The sequence below is a fragment of the Polaribacter litorisediminis genome, assembly GCF_019968605.1.
Classification (GTDB): domain Bacteria; phylum Bacteroidota; class Bacteroidia; order Flavobacteriales; family Flavobacteriaceae; genus Polaribacter; species Polaribacter litorisediminis.
Map to the genome: position 1 here is coordinate 2935487 of NZ_CP082966.1, position 17523 is coordinate 2953009.

The 17523-nt window shown below is 32.4% G+C and carries 8 protein-coding genes; 7 read left to right on the forward strand and 1 reads right to left on the reverse strand.

Going from position 1 to position 17523, the window contains the following annotated elements; translation table 11 throughout:
• Window positions 1-160: 160 nt before the first annotated feature.
• A complete protein-coding gene (locus K8354_RS12600) occupies window positions 161-4189 on the reverse strand; it encodes a hybrid sensor histidine kinase/response regulator transcription factor (protein ID WP_223440371.1) in 4029 nt (1342 codons plus the stop codon).
• Between the two features lie 417 nt (window positions 4190-4606).
• Here K8354_RS12600 and K8354_RS12605 point away from each other — a divergent pair, with 417 nt between their 5' ends.
• The 7 genes from K8354_RS12605 to K8354_RS12635 all read left to right on the forward strand — a co-directional run bounded on the left by K8354_RS12605 (window position 4607) and on the right by K8354_RS12635 (window position 17402).
• Window positions 4607-5725, forward strand: coding sequence for a PKD domain-containing protein (locus K8354_RS12605; RefSeq protein ID WP_223440378.1), 1119 nt, complete (start codon window positions 4607-4609; stop codon window positions 5723-5725).
• Window positions 5726-5728: 3 nt separating this feature from the next.
• Window positions 5729-8878 (forward strand): SusC/RagA family TonB-linked outer membrane protein, encoded by a 3150-nt coding sequence (locus tag K8354_RS12610; protein WP_223440381.1) that lies wholly within the window; start codon window positions 5729-5731, stop codon window positions 8876-8878.
• A gap of 18 nt (window positions 8879-8896) precedes the next feature.
• Entirely contained in the window at window positions 8897-10393 is a 1497-nt protein-coding gene (locus tag K8354_RS12615; protein WP_223440383.1) for a RagB/SusD family nutrient uptake outer membrane protein, read from the forward strand.
• A 329-nt stretch (window positions 10394-10722) separates the two neighbouring features.
• On the forward strand, window positions 10723-12588 hold the full coding sequence (locus K8354_RS12620) for an alpha-1,3-galactosidase-related protein (protein WP_223440385.1): 1866 nt from the start codon (window positions 10723-10725) through the stop codon (window positions 12586-12588).
• A gap of 370 nt (window positions 12589-12958) precedes the next feature.
• Window positions 12959-14740: an RICIN domain-containing protein gene (locus K8354_RS12625; RefSeq protein WP_223440387.1), complete on the forward strand. Its 1782-nt coding sequence runs from the start codon at window positions 12959-12961 to the stop codon at window positions 14738-14740.
• 64 nt (window positions 14741-14804) lie between these two features.
• On the forward strand, window positions 14805-15728 hold the full coding sequence (locus tag K8354_RS12630; RefSeq protein WP_223440389.1) for a sialate O-acetylesterase: 924 nt from the start codon (window positions 14805-14807) through the stop codon (window positions 15726-15728).
• A gap of 21 nt (window positions 15729-15749) precedes the next feature.
• Window positions 15750-17402 carry a sodium/sugar symporter gene (locus K8354_RS12635; RefSeq protein WP_223440391.1) on the forward strand — a complete coding sequence of 551 codons (1653 nt, stop codon included), beginning with the start codon at window positions 15750-15752 and terminating at the stop codon, window positions 17400-17402.
• Window positions 17403-17523: the final 121 nt, after the last annotated feature.

Here is a 17523-nt window from a genome sequence, read left to right on the forward strand (position 1 = left end):
TTTTTCAATGAACATGCGTGATAAAATTTTATTCAAAAAATGCTCAATAATTAGGGCTTGTAGGTGCTAAGTAATTTATAATACCATTTTAGACAAATAATAGTATAAGCTTTCAGAACTAGTTAATTCGTAAACAAAATTTCATTACCATACCAAAATATTATATGGTAGATTTTAGTTTTTTATCTGCTATATATTTCGTGGCAGTTTTTCCATTATATTTTTTAAATGTATTATTGAAATGTGTATAGCTATTTATTCCCACCGCATCCATTGCCTCTTGTATTCGGTCACAGCCTTCATCAAACATTTTTGCTGCGTATTGCATTTTTATTTTATTTACAAAAGAGGTGGTTGTTTGGCCCAATAAACCCTTTAACTTTCTATGTAATTGCATTCTGCTTAAACCTATTTCTGTGGCAAAATCTTTTGTAGAAAAGTTAGGATTACTCATATTATCTTCAATAATTTTTGAAATTTTTGATATCAATTTTTGGTCATAAGGAGAATATTGATCTTTTACTTGAATTGTAATATTTTGTGTAATCAAAAATTCTCTAAATTTATTTCTAGTATTTAAAATATTTAAAATTTTTTGATGGAGAGATTGCGTATTAAAAGGTTTTGTAATGTAATCCCAAGCACCAGCTTCAAGCCCTATTTTTACATGTTCTTCTGCTGTTTTAGCTGTTAGTAAAAGCAGAGGTATATGAGATGTCTTTATGTTTTTTTTAAGCTCTTTGCACATTTCAATACCATCCATTTCAGGCATCATTACATCGCTTATAATTATATCTGGTAAATATTTTACAGATTTTTCAATTCCTTCAAGACCATTAGACGATTCTAATATTGTGTAGTGAGATTTTAAACTGTTTTTTAGATAGGCGCGTAAATCATGATCATCTTCAATAATAAGAACTCTCTCTCTTTTTTCTGAAATTTCTTTTTTTGGTTTATCAAATTCAATCGATATATCATGGAAAGAACTAATTTCTTTTGTTTCCTTAGAAAATTCATTTTCTTGATAGTCTTTTTCGGAAACAGGAATCGTAACAATAAATTCTGAGCCACCATAATTACTATCTGTAACATTAATATCTCCTTTATGAGCTCTTATTAATTGATAAGTTAGGTGCAAACCAATGCCTGATGAAGAGCGATCTTTGCCATGCACAAAACGCTCAAAAATTTTCATTTTTTCTTTATCAGAAATTCCTTTTCCACTATCTCTAATAATAATATTTGCAATCTTTCTGTTCTTTTTCCAAATAGGTTTTATTTCGATTTCAATAATTCCATTTTTCGGAGTAAATTTAAAAGCATTAGATAATAAGTTGTAAAGAACTTTTTCCACGACATCCATATCAAAATAGCACTCAAATGCATCTGGAGTAATTATATTTAAATTAATTTCTTCTCTTTTAGCCTGCCATAAAAAAGCTTTCGTTGTTTCTTTTGTAAAATCAGCAAGATTATTGAGAGATACATTTAGAATGTTAAGATTCGCATTCACCTTTCTAAAATCTAACAGCTGAGTAACTAAAAACATCATTCGTTTTGTATTTCGTTGAACTATCTGAAAACAAAAATCTCGCCGATCTTTACTTAAAGTAGATTCCATAAGATCGTTAAGAGGACCAATTATAAGGGATAACGGCGTTTTAAACTCATGCGCTACATCAGTAAAAAAAGTAAGTTTAAGTTCATTAATTTCTTGATCCTTGTTATGTTGAATATTTTCTAATTCTATTTGATGTTTCAATTTTTGCCTATTGCTTAGAAAAAAGATAAAACTTAAAATGATGCCAAGTATTAAAGCAATGTAGCATAAGTATGCCCATATTGAAAACCAAGGAGCAGGTAATATTTTAATAATTATTTTTTTGGGGTTACCACTCCAAACGCCATCGTTGTTTGCTGCCTCAACATAAAAAGTATAATTTCCTTGTTCTAAATTAGAATAGGTTGCAAATTTTTGATTACCAACAACATGTATCCATTCTGTATCATACCCATCTAACTTATACTTAAAAAGATTTTCAGAGGCATTTGCATAGTTTGTTCCAGAAAATTCAAATAGAAAATTATTTTGCTTATAATTTAAAGTAAGTGTTTTAGTAAGGTTTATAGATTTTTGAAGCACTTGTTGTCCAAAATAATTTTTTCCAGCAGAAATACTGATGTTGTGTATTTTAAAATCTGAAATAGCAACATTAGTCTTATAAGGATTATCTGTTATTTCTAAAGGATTAAAATAGTTGATGCCTTTAATATTCCCAAAAAACAATTTACCATTTTTATCTTTTCCAACAGCCTCGGTAAAGGTGCTAGACAAGAGTCCGTCTTTATAAGTATAACGATGCACACTGTTTGTATCGATATCAAAACGAATAAGCCCTTGAGAATTGGTGAGCCAAAGATTTCCTTGTTTGTCCTCAATTATTCCCATAATTTTTCTATCTACAATACCTTCTGTAGAAATTTGGATAATTTTATTTGAATCTATTGATTTTTTTAAAAGACCAGCATCAGTTCCTATCCATAAAGTTCCATTTTTACTTTTTAGAAAACACCAAATTGTATTGTTAGTAATATGATAACTATTTTGCATCGATTCACTGTAAACTTCTAATGAAATAAAATTTCCTTCACTCGTTAAATTTAGTTTGTAAAGACCATCAGAAATAGTACCAATCCAAATACAACTTGCATCTTTATCATAAAGGAGACTAAAAATTCGTTTATTTCTTAAAACCTCTGTTTGCGGATATAAATAATGAATCCAATCTGTATTGTCTCCATTTCGAATAATAAGACCCGAAAATGAACCAAAATACTGAGTTCCATTCCCATCTTCAATTATCGAAGAAACGCTTAGTGGAAAAACAGGATTATGATTCGTAATTAATTTATCCTGCCTAAAATTTATATTTTTTTTATCTTTTAAAAATAAGCCCCTATTAGACCCCACAAATACCGACTCCTTGATTTTAGTCATAAAAAGAGGGTCAAAATTAACTTCAGTGTAAATTTTATAGGTTTCATTATTTTTAAATGAATATTGAAAGCAACCATTATTTTGAATCCCATAATAAAGATTATTGTCATCGATCATTAAGGTGCTAATGTTTGTATTCTGTAAAAGTTTTGTAGATTTTTCTAAAGGAATACTACTAATTTTTTTTTGCGATAGATTTGTATAACAGAGACCTTGACGATTTCCTACCCATAAGGTATTTGTGTTATCTAAAAAAAGAGATAAAACGGTATTGCTTAATAAACTTCGTTCTTTATAAAAACTAGAAATATAATTTTTTTCAATTTCATAGCTAGAAACATTCATTTTAAATACCCCAGAGTTCAATGTTCCAATCCAAACAGTGCCGTCTTTAGATTTACAAATTGAACTAATCGTCTTTTCAGAAAAAGCATCTAATTGATCAACTGTAACCTTATTATTTTCACGTTTTATAATATTTAATCTCTGATATCCTCCTGCCCATATATTTTGATTGTTATCCTCTATTAAATCAGAAAATTGTTCGCTATCTATTTTCTTTAATTGACTGCAAATATTGTCTTTCCAAACCCATACCCCTCTGTTTGTTGCAAAATAAAAGGACTTATCTTTACTAATTAAAATTTTATTGACACTTAAACCAGTTAATGGAAGCTGAACTATTTCTGCTTTTGGTTGTTTATCGCTATCAATAATTTTTAATAAACCGTTCCCAGTTGCTATGTATATTTCGCCCTTGTCATTCTCTGAAATATCATTAATTAGATTAAATCCTAGAGGAGTTTTTATTCTTACAAACTTTTCAGTTTCTAAAGAGTAGTAATTAAGACCATTTCCATCGGTTCCAATCCATATTCTTTTTTTTGAGTCTTCGAATAAGCAAATTATTCGATTGCTAGAAAGACTTTCAATATCTCCTGTTTTATTTGAAAAATTTAGTGTTTTAAAACCATCATATCTGTTTAACCCATCATAAGTGCCTATCCAAATAAACCCAAAGCTATCTTGTATAATGCAACTTACATCATGTTGTGTAAGCCCCTCGGTTACAGTTAGGTTATTAAATTGTAACTCTTGGGCATTTAAAGAAGTAAAAAATGTAAAGATATAAAGCAATAAACCTAGCCATAATCTTTTAATAAGGTGCTCTTTTTGAAGTGTTTTCATTTTAATATAATGGCTTACCTTGTGTATTTGCAAAAATTACAAGTTACTTATCATATTTAATGATAAAGGTAAAATATTGTTATGATCAATAACTAAAAAAAGTTCGAATAATTTTTACTGAAATCAATATATGTTACATTAATTGCCAAAAATGTTACATATTCATATAAATACAGAGATACCCATTCTAAATTAAAATCGACAGTTATTATCTAATCTTCAATTATAGTATTGTTAAATTTCGAAAAAAATAAAATTGTTACATTATGTTTAATTGATGTTACATTATTGACAATAGAACAATAGTAATCTATCTAAATTTGTAAACAAGCAGCTGTCAATATTTAAAGTAAAAAACTTTTTGATTTAATTGGCGTCTATACTATCAACTAAAAACAAATTTAAATTTATGGCTTTATGAAAAAATTATTAATGTACAAACCATTAAAGTATGTACTTTATACTTTAATGTTATTATTCGTTTTTACGTCATGTGACGAAGATGAAACAAGCACTCACAGTGGAATAATAGAACTGTTGGCAACAGCTTCAACTGATAAGACAGTTGCAGATGGGGGTGAAGTAAAATTTATTGACTTATCTCTTGGGGTTAAAAATAGAGTTTGGACCTTTCCAAACGGAGATCCTGCAGTTTCAGAAGTGCCTGAAGTTGATGTTATCTTTCAAGAAGAAGGGGAAGTGATAGTTACTTTGGAGGTAGAATTTATTGATGGAACCAAAGAAACAACTCAATTTCCTATTACCGTTTTTCCAGAACTCATTGCAGATTTTACGCCATCGCAAACCAAAATAAAAGTTGGGGAGACTGTAACCTTTACAGATACATCAATTGGTAATCCTACTTCATGGTTTTGGGAATTTGAAGGTGGTACACCGGCTACCTCTACAGAACAAAACCCAACAGTAACATTTAATGTTAACAAACCTGTTACTGTTTTATTAACAGTAATTAGAGCATTAGATGAAAGTGAGGCTATGATTGAGAAGACGGACTTAGTTCAAGTAGGCCCAGTAGAGTTGATGTATAATGGTAGTTTTGAGGATGGATTAGTAACAGATTTTCAAACATGGGCTGGTGTAGGTTTTCCTTTAAATTTAGTTTCAGGAGGAGCTAACGGAACAGGTTATGCTGTATACTATGATCATGCTGATTACGGAGCCGCAGAAATAATGAGTAGAGACAAACCCGCTGATAAAATGATAACAGTTGAAAACGGTAAGAGTTATACTGTTAGTGTATATCTTAAAGCTGATGAAGCTAGTGTTCTGCAAATATCATGGTTTCAATTGGGCAACAATCCTTTGAGTCCATGGGATTATTCATCCGTCTGGGGAACTAATGGTCAAGTACTTACCACCGAATGGCAAAAAGTTTCGTTTGTAGCTAATATTCCAAATGATGGAAAAGTAAGAGGTAATTCCTATCCAAATTTTAGTATTGGTAAAGTAGATGGCTCAGCTACTATTAATACAAAGGTTTATATGGATGAATTCTCGATAAAAATTGTGGAATAAAAAATGAAATATATAGAAAATATAAGTATTATGAAAATAACTACAATTAAGCACATGTTGTTTGTGGTAGCATTACTAGTTACTAGTATGGTTTATTCGCAAACAAAAATTAAAGGAAAAGTTACAGATGAAAATGGGATGCCATTACCAGGTGTAACCATTATAGTTAAAGGAACTAAGAGCGGTACAGCTTCTGATTTTGATGGCAATTATTCAATAGATGCCTCTTCTTCAGGAACACTTGAATATTCGTATCTTGGATTCCTAACCCAAGAAATAAGTATAGGAGGAAAAACTATAATTAATGTCACAATGAAGCCTTCTATGGAATCTATAGATGAGATTGTGGTTATTGGGTATGGATCACAAAGTCGTACAGATGTTACAGGTGCTGTAGCTTCTATAAGCAACAAAGTTTTAGAGTCTAGACCGATTACAAATATTGAGGATGCCCTGCAAGGTCAAGCAACTGGTTTATCTATCAGTGCAACTGGTGGTCAACCTGGTGCGGCAACAAAAATTAACATTAGAGGTGTAAGTTCTGTAAGCGGAAATTCGCAGCCTTTAATTGTTATTGATGGTTTTCCTATAACTGATGTAGCAACTTCAGGAGGCGGGAATTTAGAAGCATTTTCTGGACAAATGAGTCCATTAGCATTTATCAATCCCGATGATGTTGCAACAATAGAAGTGTTAAAAGATGCGTCTGCTACTGCAATTTATGGTAATCGTGGCGCTAACGGAGTCATTATAATTACTACTAAAAAAGGGAAGAGAAGAGGAGAAGCCGGTATCACATATAGTACATACTTAGGTGTGCAGCAGATGAACAAAAGGATGGATGTCATGGATTTTGCTGGATACGCAAAATATCAACAAGAAACCAACCCAGAGAATAGGCTTTTTACATCTGAAAACGGTGTTCCGTATGTTTTTGAGAATCCAGATGCTATGAATTTTAATTGGCAAGATAGAGTATTTAGAACAGGGATTACTCAAAATCATTCTTTATCACTTCAAGGAAGGTCAGATAATACAAATTATGCCGCATCAATTTCGTATAATAAAAATGAGTCTGTTTTAATAGAAACTAATTTTGAGAAATTCACCAATCGTTTTTCAGTAGATCATAAATTTAATGACTTAGTTACAGTAGGTGGAAGTCTTAGTTATAGTAATATTGTTAATAACGGTGTTCCTACTGATGGTAGAGAAGGCACTGCTATTGGTATTGTACTTAATTCTGTAAGTGCAAGTCCGTATGATTTATTTAACACCGATACTCAAGCTTATTTTAGAAGAGCTGGTGTACCTCAGCCTCAAATAGATAATGTTCTACAGACAAGTATAGGTCGACCTGATAACGTAGCCGAAAATACGCAGTTAGACAAAAATATTAACCGTACTCTTAGTAATTTATATGCAGATTTCAAATTCTTTGATTGGCTATCTTTTAAAACTACTTTCGGACTTGATATTTACAATCTTAAAGATCAGCAATTTTATTCTACAAATACACCATGGGGTCAATTAAATAATGGTGTTGCTGTTGAAGCAAATGTTAATTCAAAGAATATTTTAAGCGAAAATTATTTTACTTTATCCAAACAATTTGATAAGCATAGTGTTAATTTGGTTACAGGATTTTCTTACCAAAAAAACCAAAATTCGTTTAGTAGAATTGAAGGAAGAGATTTTCAAAACGAGACTCTAGGTTATAATTCGCTTCAGGGAGCAGGAGAATTTTTAGCGTCATCAGCGGCTGATGAGCTAGTCTTAATATCCTATTATGCTAGAGCAAATTATTCATTCGATAATCGTTTTCTTCTTACTGCATCCTATCGTAGAGATGGTACTTCAAGATTTCAAAAAGATAAATGGGGTGACTTTTTTGCAGGGGCCTTTGCATGGAACGTTCATAATGAAGAATTTCTAAAAGACTCTAAATATATCTCTAACCTAAAGTTAAGAACTAGTATTGGGCAAGTTGGTAACGCTAGTGTACCAGTTCAGGGTGCTTTACTAGATCAACAATTTTCTAATTATACGTTTAACGGAGCTTCTGTTAATGGAGCCAGTCCTCAAAATTTAGAAAATCAAAATCTTTCTTGGGAAACTACAACACAAACGAATGCAGGTATAGATCTTGGATTATTTGATAATTCACTTAATATTTCAGCTGATTATTACATTAAAAAAACTACTGATCTGTTATTACAAACCCCCGTAAGTATTTCTACAGGATTTTCTCAAGGATGGTTTAATATTGGTGAAATAGAAAATAGCGGTATTGAGTTTTCTATTGATTATGCATTAACTACTAAAAGTGGTTTTGGTTGGGATACAAAATTTAATTTTAGTGCTCAATCAAATACAATTAATGCTTTAGGTAATGATGGAGAACCTATTTTTATTGATGTTAATTTTGACTCAATTTCTACAGATGAAGTGATTCTGCAGGTTGGAGGCTCAATAAATGATCTTTTTGGCTATACAACAGATGGCATCTATTTGCCAGGTGATTTTAATCCAGATGGAACTCCAGTAGCTGGAGTAGCCACAGCTGGAGCTGGAGAGCAACCGGGTGATATTAAGTACAAAGATCTAAACAATGACGGTGCAATTGATGGATTTGACCGATCTGTGATTGGTAATACATTGGCTGATGTTTTTGGTTCATGGAGTAACAGTTTCTCTTATAAAGGAGTTGAACTAGATGTTGTGTTTCAATATTCCTATGGTAATGATGTATTTAATGCAACGAATACAAGAATCGCATCATTCCCTGGAGGAGGCGGTAATCATTCTTCAGTATGGCTAGATCGATGGACACCAGAGACTCCAAATAATACGCAATATGCAAGAGTGCCTTCTTTAAGACCAGCAGACTACTTGGTTGAAGATGGTTCATTTATAAGATTACAAACCGTAAGGTTAGGCTACAATTTTCCTTCAAAAATTACATCAGCATTAAAAATAAAAAGTGCAAAAGCATATGTTGCCGGGAACAATTTAGCTTTGTTTACAAATTATTCAGGATTTGACCCTGAAGTGTCATCAAACCTAGGCGGTGCTCCATTTGTCCAAGGATTTGATAATGGTGCTTTTCCTAGAGCTACAACATATTTGATGGGTCTAAACATTCATTTCTAACAATTAAACTATTTAAAAATGAAAAATTTATTATTAATTATATTTTCAATTATTTTGCTTTCTTCTTGTGAGGATCAATTAGACATTCCACCTAAAAGCAATCTAGAATTAGCTAATTTCTTTGCTACCCCAGAAGATTTTGATTTAGCTCTTGTTGGGGCTTATGATCCAATTGCCGTTCATCAAGGTGATAGAGGTTTTGGTACTTATTTTAAAGGCCTATTGATGATGGGACGTGCAGGAACTGATGAAATGTATGTGAATCAAGGGTTTTGGGATGCAACTGGTAAAGAGATAGGTAATTACACCTTTACTTCCTTTTCTAGAATACCAAATGCTGTTTGGGAACAGCAATATGTTGGTATAAATAGATGTAATGTTGTTATTGGAAAAATTAAAAACACGAATGTAACAATGCCAGAGGCTACAAAACAAAGAATTCTGGGAGAGGCAAGTTTTTTAAGAGCATTTTATTATTTCCAACTCGCACGTTTTTACGGAGGCGTACCGATTATAACCGATGAAACAAATTTGAATGAATTTAGAAATATCAGAAGTACATTGGCAGAAACATATGAAAGGATTGTAAGTGATTTAAAAGTTGCTGAAGAGAACATACCAGTTATTAATGAGCCAGGAAGAGCATCTAAATATGCCGCTAAATCATATTTAGCAAAGGTGTATTTGCAAATGTCAGGTGAGCCCCTAAATGATACAGCTGCAGCTCAGAATGCGGCAGCCTACGCAAAAGATGTTATTGATAATGGACCTTATGCTCTTGAACAAATCTATAGTGATGTATTTGAATTAGAGAATGAACATGGTCCAGAATATATTTTTAGTGCAGAATACATAGCAACCGCTAACGAAGGCGGAGAGGTAGCAACCTGGTCTGGACCTCCTGGATTTTATCAACACACAATTGCATATAGTATAGTTCGTGCTATGCCAGAATTATATAATTCATATGCTGTTGGAGATGTTAGAAGAGATCGTAACGTGGTAGACTATATGATAATAGATGCAGAAGGAAATACGGAACCAACAAATGATGGTTTTTATTACGCGTACAAATGGAGACATGATCCAAATCCTGAAACAAGAGGATATGCAACAGAATGGCAATCTCCTTTTAATTTTCCTTTAACTCGTTTTGCTGATGTTTTATTAATATATGCAGAAGCTCAAACCCGTGCAGATGGAAGCCCTAACGCAGATGCTTATACTGCAATTAATAGAGTTCGCACAAGAGCTGGTTTGCCAAATATAAGTGGACTTTCTGGAGCTGATTTCTTAGAAGAGGTTTTGGATGAAAGAAAAAGAGAGCTTTGTTTTGAGGGGCATCGTTGGGCAGATTTAGTTCGATATGGTAAATTAGTTGAGGTTGTGAAAGCATCAACTGAAGGTAATCCTTTTGCGGCAGCAAATATTAGAGATCATCACGTATTGTTTCCTGTGCCAGATAGAGAGATACAAGTTAGTGGTGGCGATTTAGTTCAAAATCCTGGTTACTAATCGTTAAATAAAATCTCTATTAAAATAGTCCCCCAATTTTTTACAATAGAGATTTTTTTAAGCTAATGATAGCTTTTTCCAGTGCGGAAAAGTAGTAGTTGAAAAAATAGGCTAAAAGATATATGTAAGATATTTCTTTCAGTAATTTTTATAACTCAGAAAATTAAAAAAATAATCAATAATTTTTGTAGTACTCAATATCTTCTGTTTCATAATGGTAAGAAGATATAAAACTGGCAAAAGAGTATACAATTAGTACTGAAAATTAAAATGAAATCAAGTGTTCATTTTTAAAATGAGTTACTATATATCATTAAAAAAAAATAATAATGAGCAAATATATAACCCTAATAGCACTATTTTTAGTTGTATCAAGCAGTTGCTCGCTACAAAAAAATAACACAAAACATGTTGTTTTTGAGCCAACAAATAATAATGATGATTATACCTCAAAAGTATTTGATGCGCTTCAAAATGATAAAGAATTAGATTGTAATATCGAGTTCAAGACTGGCGTCTACCATTTTTATCCAGAGAATGCCTATGAAAAATATGTGAAAATTTCTAATAATGATAATGGACTGCGTAAATTTATTTTTGCTCTAGAAGGAAGAAAAAATATAACCATAAATGGTAATGGATCTACTTTTGTATTTCACGGTAGTGTAATTCCTTTTTTAATTGAAGATTCTAAAAATATTCATATTCAAAATTTAAATATTGAATATGATTTTCCTTTTGATTTCGAAGGAGTTGTTGTTGCTAACAATGAAAAAGAAAAAACATTTGATTTAAAAGTTCATCAAGACAATACATACAAGATAAAAGATGACATCCTTTATTTTAGTGGATATGACTGGGAAATAGGTTTAGGTGAAAACATTGTTTACAATGCAACAACAAAATCTCCAGAATATTTTACGGCACACTACGAACATAATTTCCATAAAAATTTCTTAAAAGCTCAGGCTTTAGAAGATCGAATTGTGAGATTTTCAAACACTAACGCCGCAAAAGTACCTCCTGTAGGCAGCATATATTCTGATAAAGGACCTCATAGTGAAAACAGAAATATTGTTGGCTTTCGAGTTTATAAGTCTAAAAATTTAAAACTCGATAACATCAATGTGTACCATTCTGGTGCAATGGCACTAATTGCTGAAAAAACCGAAACAATCTCATTAAATGAATTTAATGTTATTTTAAAAGAAGGATCTTCAAGAGTAATTTCTGCAACAGCAGATGCCACACATTTTATAAACTGTAAAGGCAAGATAACTCTTAACAATTGCAGATTTGAAAATATGCTTGATGATGCAACGAATGTTCACGGAACGTACATGACCAATACAGAAGTTATAGACTCTGTAACTGTCGCTGTCAAATTTGGTCACTTTCAGCAACAAGGATTTAACTTTGCTCAAAAAAGTGATACCTTAAGATTTATAGATAGAAACAATTTACTTCCGGTAGGTATAGGAGTGGTTAAAAACATTCAGATGATTAATGAAAACTACTACACGATTACTCTTGAAGAACAAATTCCTGAGTTTTCTGAGAAAAAAATTGCGATCGAAAATATCACTTGGATGCCTTCCTTAGAAGTCACAAATTGCACGGTAAAACAAAATAGAGCGCGAAGTTTGTTAATTTCAACATCAAGGTCAGTACTGATTGAAAACAACTACTTTGCTTCAATGATGGCAGGTATTAGAATATGTGGTGATGCAAATTTCTGGTTCGAATCTGGGCCAGTATCAAACGTAGTGGTTAAAGGAAATACTTTTGAAAATTTAGGGATTGGCGGTCATGCGCCGCAAGCAATATTGCAAATAGATCCAATTATTGGAAAAAAATATAGAGGAGATGGGTATTACCATAAAAACATCCTTTTTGAAAACAATACTATTAAAACATTTGACCCACTAATTATTTATGCGCTTAGTGTTGATGGATTAACGATAAGAAATAACACAATTATCCAAACAAAAAATTACCCGAAAATTTTTAGTGAATTATCTCAGTTTGATATTCAAAATTCTACTAATATTAAAATAGAAGGAAACACCTATAAAGGTGATAATAAAGCTTCTATTAGCATATTGAATTGTAAAATATTGAAAATTGAATCGAACCAAAATGGTTTCGAAAAAAATGTAATCAAAAACCCCAACAAATATTTTTATCAAAATTAAACTTTGTCTTTTTATCAAAATTAGTTTGATTAATTAGCCTGAAAATGGGGCTGCTGAATTACAGTCCCATTTTATTTAAAAAGACTTAGTAGTACCTAAAAATAAATTAAATAATAAAATTAATGGTTAATAATTAATAGTATGAATACGATTCCTTTAGATGCATCTTCATCAAAATTAAATTTGTTTTTTTTCATGAAAGTTAGTTTGATTAATTAGTTTGAAAAATGGGACTGCTGGATTACAGTCCCATTTATGAAACAATTCTTTTACTAAAAAAAATGTTAAAACTAATCGCTAACAATTAAAATAATAAACACTATTCCTTAAGAATTATTTTACTCTAAAGGATTGAATTAAAAATATCTTTATGAAATACATTCTATTTCCTGTAAATTACAAGGCGCCTACAACTGCATTATTAATAGTTTATATGTTGTTGTTTTCAAGTAACATAATGGCACAATGTTGGTCTTTTTCTATAGATAGCCCGCAAACAATTAGTCAATCAACGTTTCCAAATGATGTTCGCGGTTATTTTCCTGACGGAAATATCAACGTTTTAGAAATTGGTTCGAGCTATTATACATTTTGGGCCATGTACAAAAACTACAGAAGCATCTCTAATTCTCCTTTACTACAAAATCATGTAGGGCAATTAAACCCTTCAACATCAGTTTTTGGTGGGCGCGAACCTGACAATGGTTCATCCAATGGTTTTAGTGATGGGGGCATGTGGTTCATAGGTATTAGAGAATTAGACGATGGTAGGTTAGTTGGATTTTTTCATGCAGAATCACACTGGTATCCACGCACTACTCAAGGGTGGCAAGCATACAAATCAATCGGTGTTGCGTACTCTGATGATAAAGGTTTGACCTGGGGAACTCCAGAATTAATTTTAAAACAATCCACAAACAAACCTGCTGCACCTGAATGGTCTGGATTAGGGGATGGTTGTGTTATTTATAATCATTTAAATAATAAATACTACTGTTATTATACACCCGTTTCTGGAAGTGTAAATCTCAGTATGGCTGTTTCTTCAGACCCTGAGGCCAAACCAGACTCTTGGACCAAATGGTATAATGGTTCTTTTTCTCAGCCAGGTATTGGTGGTTTAGATTCTCCAATAGCAGGTTTATCGAGCAGACCAGGAGCTAATCCGTCGGTTCATTGGAACACCTATTTAAATAAATTCATCATGGTATGGCATGGATGGAATGAAAAACTATATATTTCTGCTAGCGATGATGGAGAAGTTTGGGAATCTCCTCAGATATTGCTTGATGAAGGTGCTAAAACTTGGTATCCTGTTATCGTGGGTACAGATAGCACAAAAGGAGGGCAAACGATAACTTTGTATTATGGGAACAATTTTCAATTAGATGGCAGACGTACGTTATCATACAGAACTATTACTTTTAACAACGGTAAAGACATCGTAGAGACTTCAAGTCAGCTTCTTCAAAACGGAAGATATTCCATTAGAAATGTATCAAATAACAAGAATTTAGCTGCTACAGGAGCTAGTTCTTTTGATGGTGTTCTAGTATTTCCGGATACGTATACTGATCAACGATGGGATATAACCCACTTAGGGAATAATGAATATCGTTTGACGCATGCTTGTTGTGGTGGAGTTTTAGATGTTGAAAACTCGCTATGTGCTAATAATAGTCAAGTATTAAGTGCAACATCTAATAGTGCTAGTACAAGTCAAATATGGAAAATAGACATATTAACGGATGGTAATTTTGTTCTAAGACCAAAAAACTGTTTAACACAAGCTCTAGGCAGGCAAAACTCGTCCTCTGATAATATAGTAACTCTAGATTACGATGCATGTAATGAATTACAAAATTGGTCTTTTGTAGTTGAGAGTTTATCCAATGATGACTTTAAAAAAGAAAATTTAGTATCAATTCAATCAAATCCTGTAAAAAACAAACTAACAATTAAAGGTATTACGAATAGCAATAATATATTAATTGATATCGTCGATATACAAGGATCTATAGTGGTTTCTAAAGCTTATACTGTAGAAAATGATCTTGTAAATGTTCATGTTAAAAATCTAACCTCAGGCTTGTACTTTATAAAAATAAAGTATCAAAATAGTGTTAAAACACTCAAATTTCTAAAAGAATAATCGTATCACAAATCATCTAATTTCAGTGAGTACAATTGATATGTTCGAAATTCTAAAAAAAATTATGCAAAAAAAAATCCTTTTATGCTGCACTATAGTTTTTACAGCGTTTACTCATTTCAGCCAAAATTTAGAGAAAGAAACGTTTAGACTTTTTTTTCTTGGAGGTCAATCCAACATGGAAGGTCATGGATTGAACTCAGAATTACCAGATTCACTTTCTAATACGAATCAAAATGTTTGGATTTTTCATGGCATGTCTGCACCAGATGAAAATGAAAATGGTGGCTTAGGCAAATGGGATCATTTAAAACCAGGAAACGGAGCTGGGTTTAAGTCAGATGGATTTAAAAACAAATTATCTCATAAATTTGGACCAGAACTATCTTTTGGCAAAAAAATACAAGAACTATACCCCGGAGAAAAAATAGCTATTATTAAATATGCCCGAGGAGGTTCTTCGATTGATCGACGAGCTGCTCGTGAATATGGTTCATGGGAAATTGATTTTAACGGATCTGTTGGGGTGAATCAATTTGATCACTTTTTAACCACTTTGAAAGGAGCACTAAATTCTAAAGACATAGATGGTAATGGGATAGAAGACATCTTAGTTCCTAGCGGAATTATTTGGATGCAAGGAGAAAGTGATGCAACAATTACAGAAGATATTGCTAGTAATTATTATTCAAATCTTAAAAGACTTATGGATTTGATACGTGGTGCCTTTCGTGAAGATGACTTAGCTGTGGTAATCGGTAAAATTTCAGATTCAGGAAAAGATAATGATGGAAAAACATGGGAGTTTGGCGAACTAGTTCAGTATGCACAAGAAAAATATGTAAAAACTGATAAGAAAGCTTCAATTGTAAGAAGCACAAAAGATTATAACTACGCTGACCCTTGGCACTACAATAGTAACGGATATATTGATTTGGGAATAAAATTCGCAGAAGCGATCTATAATCTCAATAAAAAGAATGATTAATAATTATTTTGGATTCAAATTATGACATCAAGTTTTGAATTTTTAGATTACGCCATTTTTATAGCGTATGCTATTTTAATTTTAGGAGTCGGTTTATGGGTTTCTAGGGATAAAAAAGGACATCAAAAAAATGCCGAAGATTATTTTTTGGCCAGTAAATCCTTGCCTTGGTGGGCCATCGGAGCCTCCTTAATTGCTGCGAATATTTCTGCTGAGCAATTTATTGGAATGTCTGGTTCTGGATTTGCCTCCGGATTAGCCATTGCTTCGTATGAGTGGATGGCAGCCATCACCTTAATTATCGTAGGAAAATATTTCTTGCCCATTTTTATTGAAAAAGGCTTGTACACCATTCCTGAGTTTGTTGAAAAACGATACTCTACCAACTTAAAAACCATTTTAGCTGTTTTTTGGATTGCTTTATATGTTTTTGTAAACTTAACCACTGTTCTGTATTTAGGTTCTCTTGCCTTAGAAACTATTATGGGAATTCCGATGATGTATGGAGTTGCTGGTCTAGCATTGTTTGCAGCGGCGTATTCCTTATATGGAGGATTATCAGCAGTAGCTTGGACGGATGTAATTCAAGTAGTTTTTCTAGTCATTGGTGGTTTGGTAACGACGTACTTAGCATTGAATACAGTTTCTGACGGACAAGGTATGTTTGCAGGATTGACAACCATTTACGAGGCAGTTCCTGAGCGATTTGCGATGATTTTAGATGAATCGAATCCTGAGTATAAAAACTTACCAGGTATTGCAGTTCTTGTTGGAGGAATGTGGGTTGCGAATTTATATTACTGGGGTTTTAATCAATATATCATCCAAAGAACTTTGGCGGCGAAATCGTTAAAAGAAGCACAAAAAGGGATTTTATTTGCAGCCGGTTTAAAATTAGTAATTCCGTTAATTGTTGTAATTCCTGGTATTGCAGCCTATGTAATGGTCAACGATCCTGTAATTATGGCGAGATTAGGAGCAGCCGGATTAGAAAATTTACCAACTGCCGAACAAGCAGACAAAGCCTATCCTTGGTTATTACAGTTTTTACCAACAGGATTAAAAGGAGTGGCGTTTGCAGCTTTAGCAGCAGCTATTGTATCCTCATTAGCTTCGATGTTAAATTCAACGTCTACCATTTTTACAATGGATATCTACAAACAATACATCAATAAAACTGCAAGTGATAAAGCCACTGTAAATATGGGTAGAATTTCTGCTGGTGTTGCTTTGTTAATCGCTTGTATTATGGCACCATTATTAGGCAATTTAGATCAAGCATTTCAATTTATTCAAGAATATACAGGAGTTGTAAGTCCAGGAATTTTAGCGGTGTTTATGTTAGGATTGTTCTGGAAGAAAACCACGAACAAAGGTGCTATTATTGGTGCTTTGGTATCCATTCCAATTGCCATGTATTTTAAAGTAGCGCCAAAAGGATGGTCTACAAGTTCGCTATTTGTGGATGTGCCGTTTATGGATCAAATGGGATACACTGTAATTTTGACCATGATTGTAATTGGATTGGTAAGTTACGTTCAGCACAAAGGTGCAGATGACGAAAAAGGGATTGATATTTCAAAAGAAATGTTTAAAACAAGTCCGTTATTCAATATTGGTGCATTTGCAATTATGCTGATTTTGGTAGTACTGTATAGTGTTTTTTGGAATTAAGAAAATTTATCAATCTTTTTTAACATTACTGCAAGCATAAGGAGTTGAACTGATTTTACGCTAATTTACAAGTTCTATTGAATTATAGATTTTTTACCTGTGTGATTCTTATTTTGATATT

What these genes read in the sequence shown, in the direction of transcription:
- K8354_RS12600 (WP_223440371.1), bottom strand. Translation starts at nt 4,189, where the DNA reads ATGAAAACACTTCAAAAAGAGCACCTTATTAAAAGATTATGGCTAGGT.
- K8354_RS12605 (WP_223440378.1), top strand. Translation starts at nt 4,607, where the DNA reads ATGAAAAAATTATTAATGTACAAACCATTAAAGTATGTACTTTATACT.
- K8354_RS12610 (WP_223440381.1), top strand. Translation starts at nt 5,729, where the DNA reads ATGAAATATATAGAAAATATAAGTATTATGAAAATAACTACAATTAAG.
- K8354_RS12615 (WP_223440383.1), top strand. Translation starts at nt 8,897, where the DNA reads ATGAAAAATTTATTATTAATTATATTTTCAATTATTTTGCTTTCTTCT.
- K8354_RS12620 (WP_223440385.1), top strand. Translation starts at nt 10,723, where the DNA reads ATGAGCAAATATATAACCCTAATAGCACTATTTTTAGTTGTATCAAGC.
- K8354_RS12625 (WP_223440387.1), top strand. Translation starts at nt 12,959, where the DNA reads ATGAAATACATTCTATTTCCTGTAAATTACAAGGCGCCTACAACTGCA.
- K8354_RS12630 (WP_223440389.1), top strand. Translation starts at nt 14,805, where the DNA reads ATGCAAAAAAAAATCCTTTTATGCTGCACTATAGTTTTTACAGCGTTT.
- K8354_RS12635 (WP_223440391.1), top strand. Translation starts at nt 15,750, where the DNA reads ATGACATCAAGTTTTGAATTTTTAGATTACGCCATTTTTATAGCGTAT.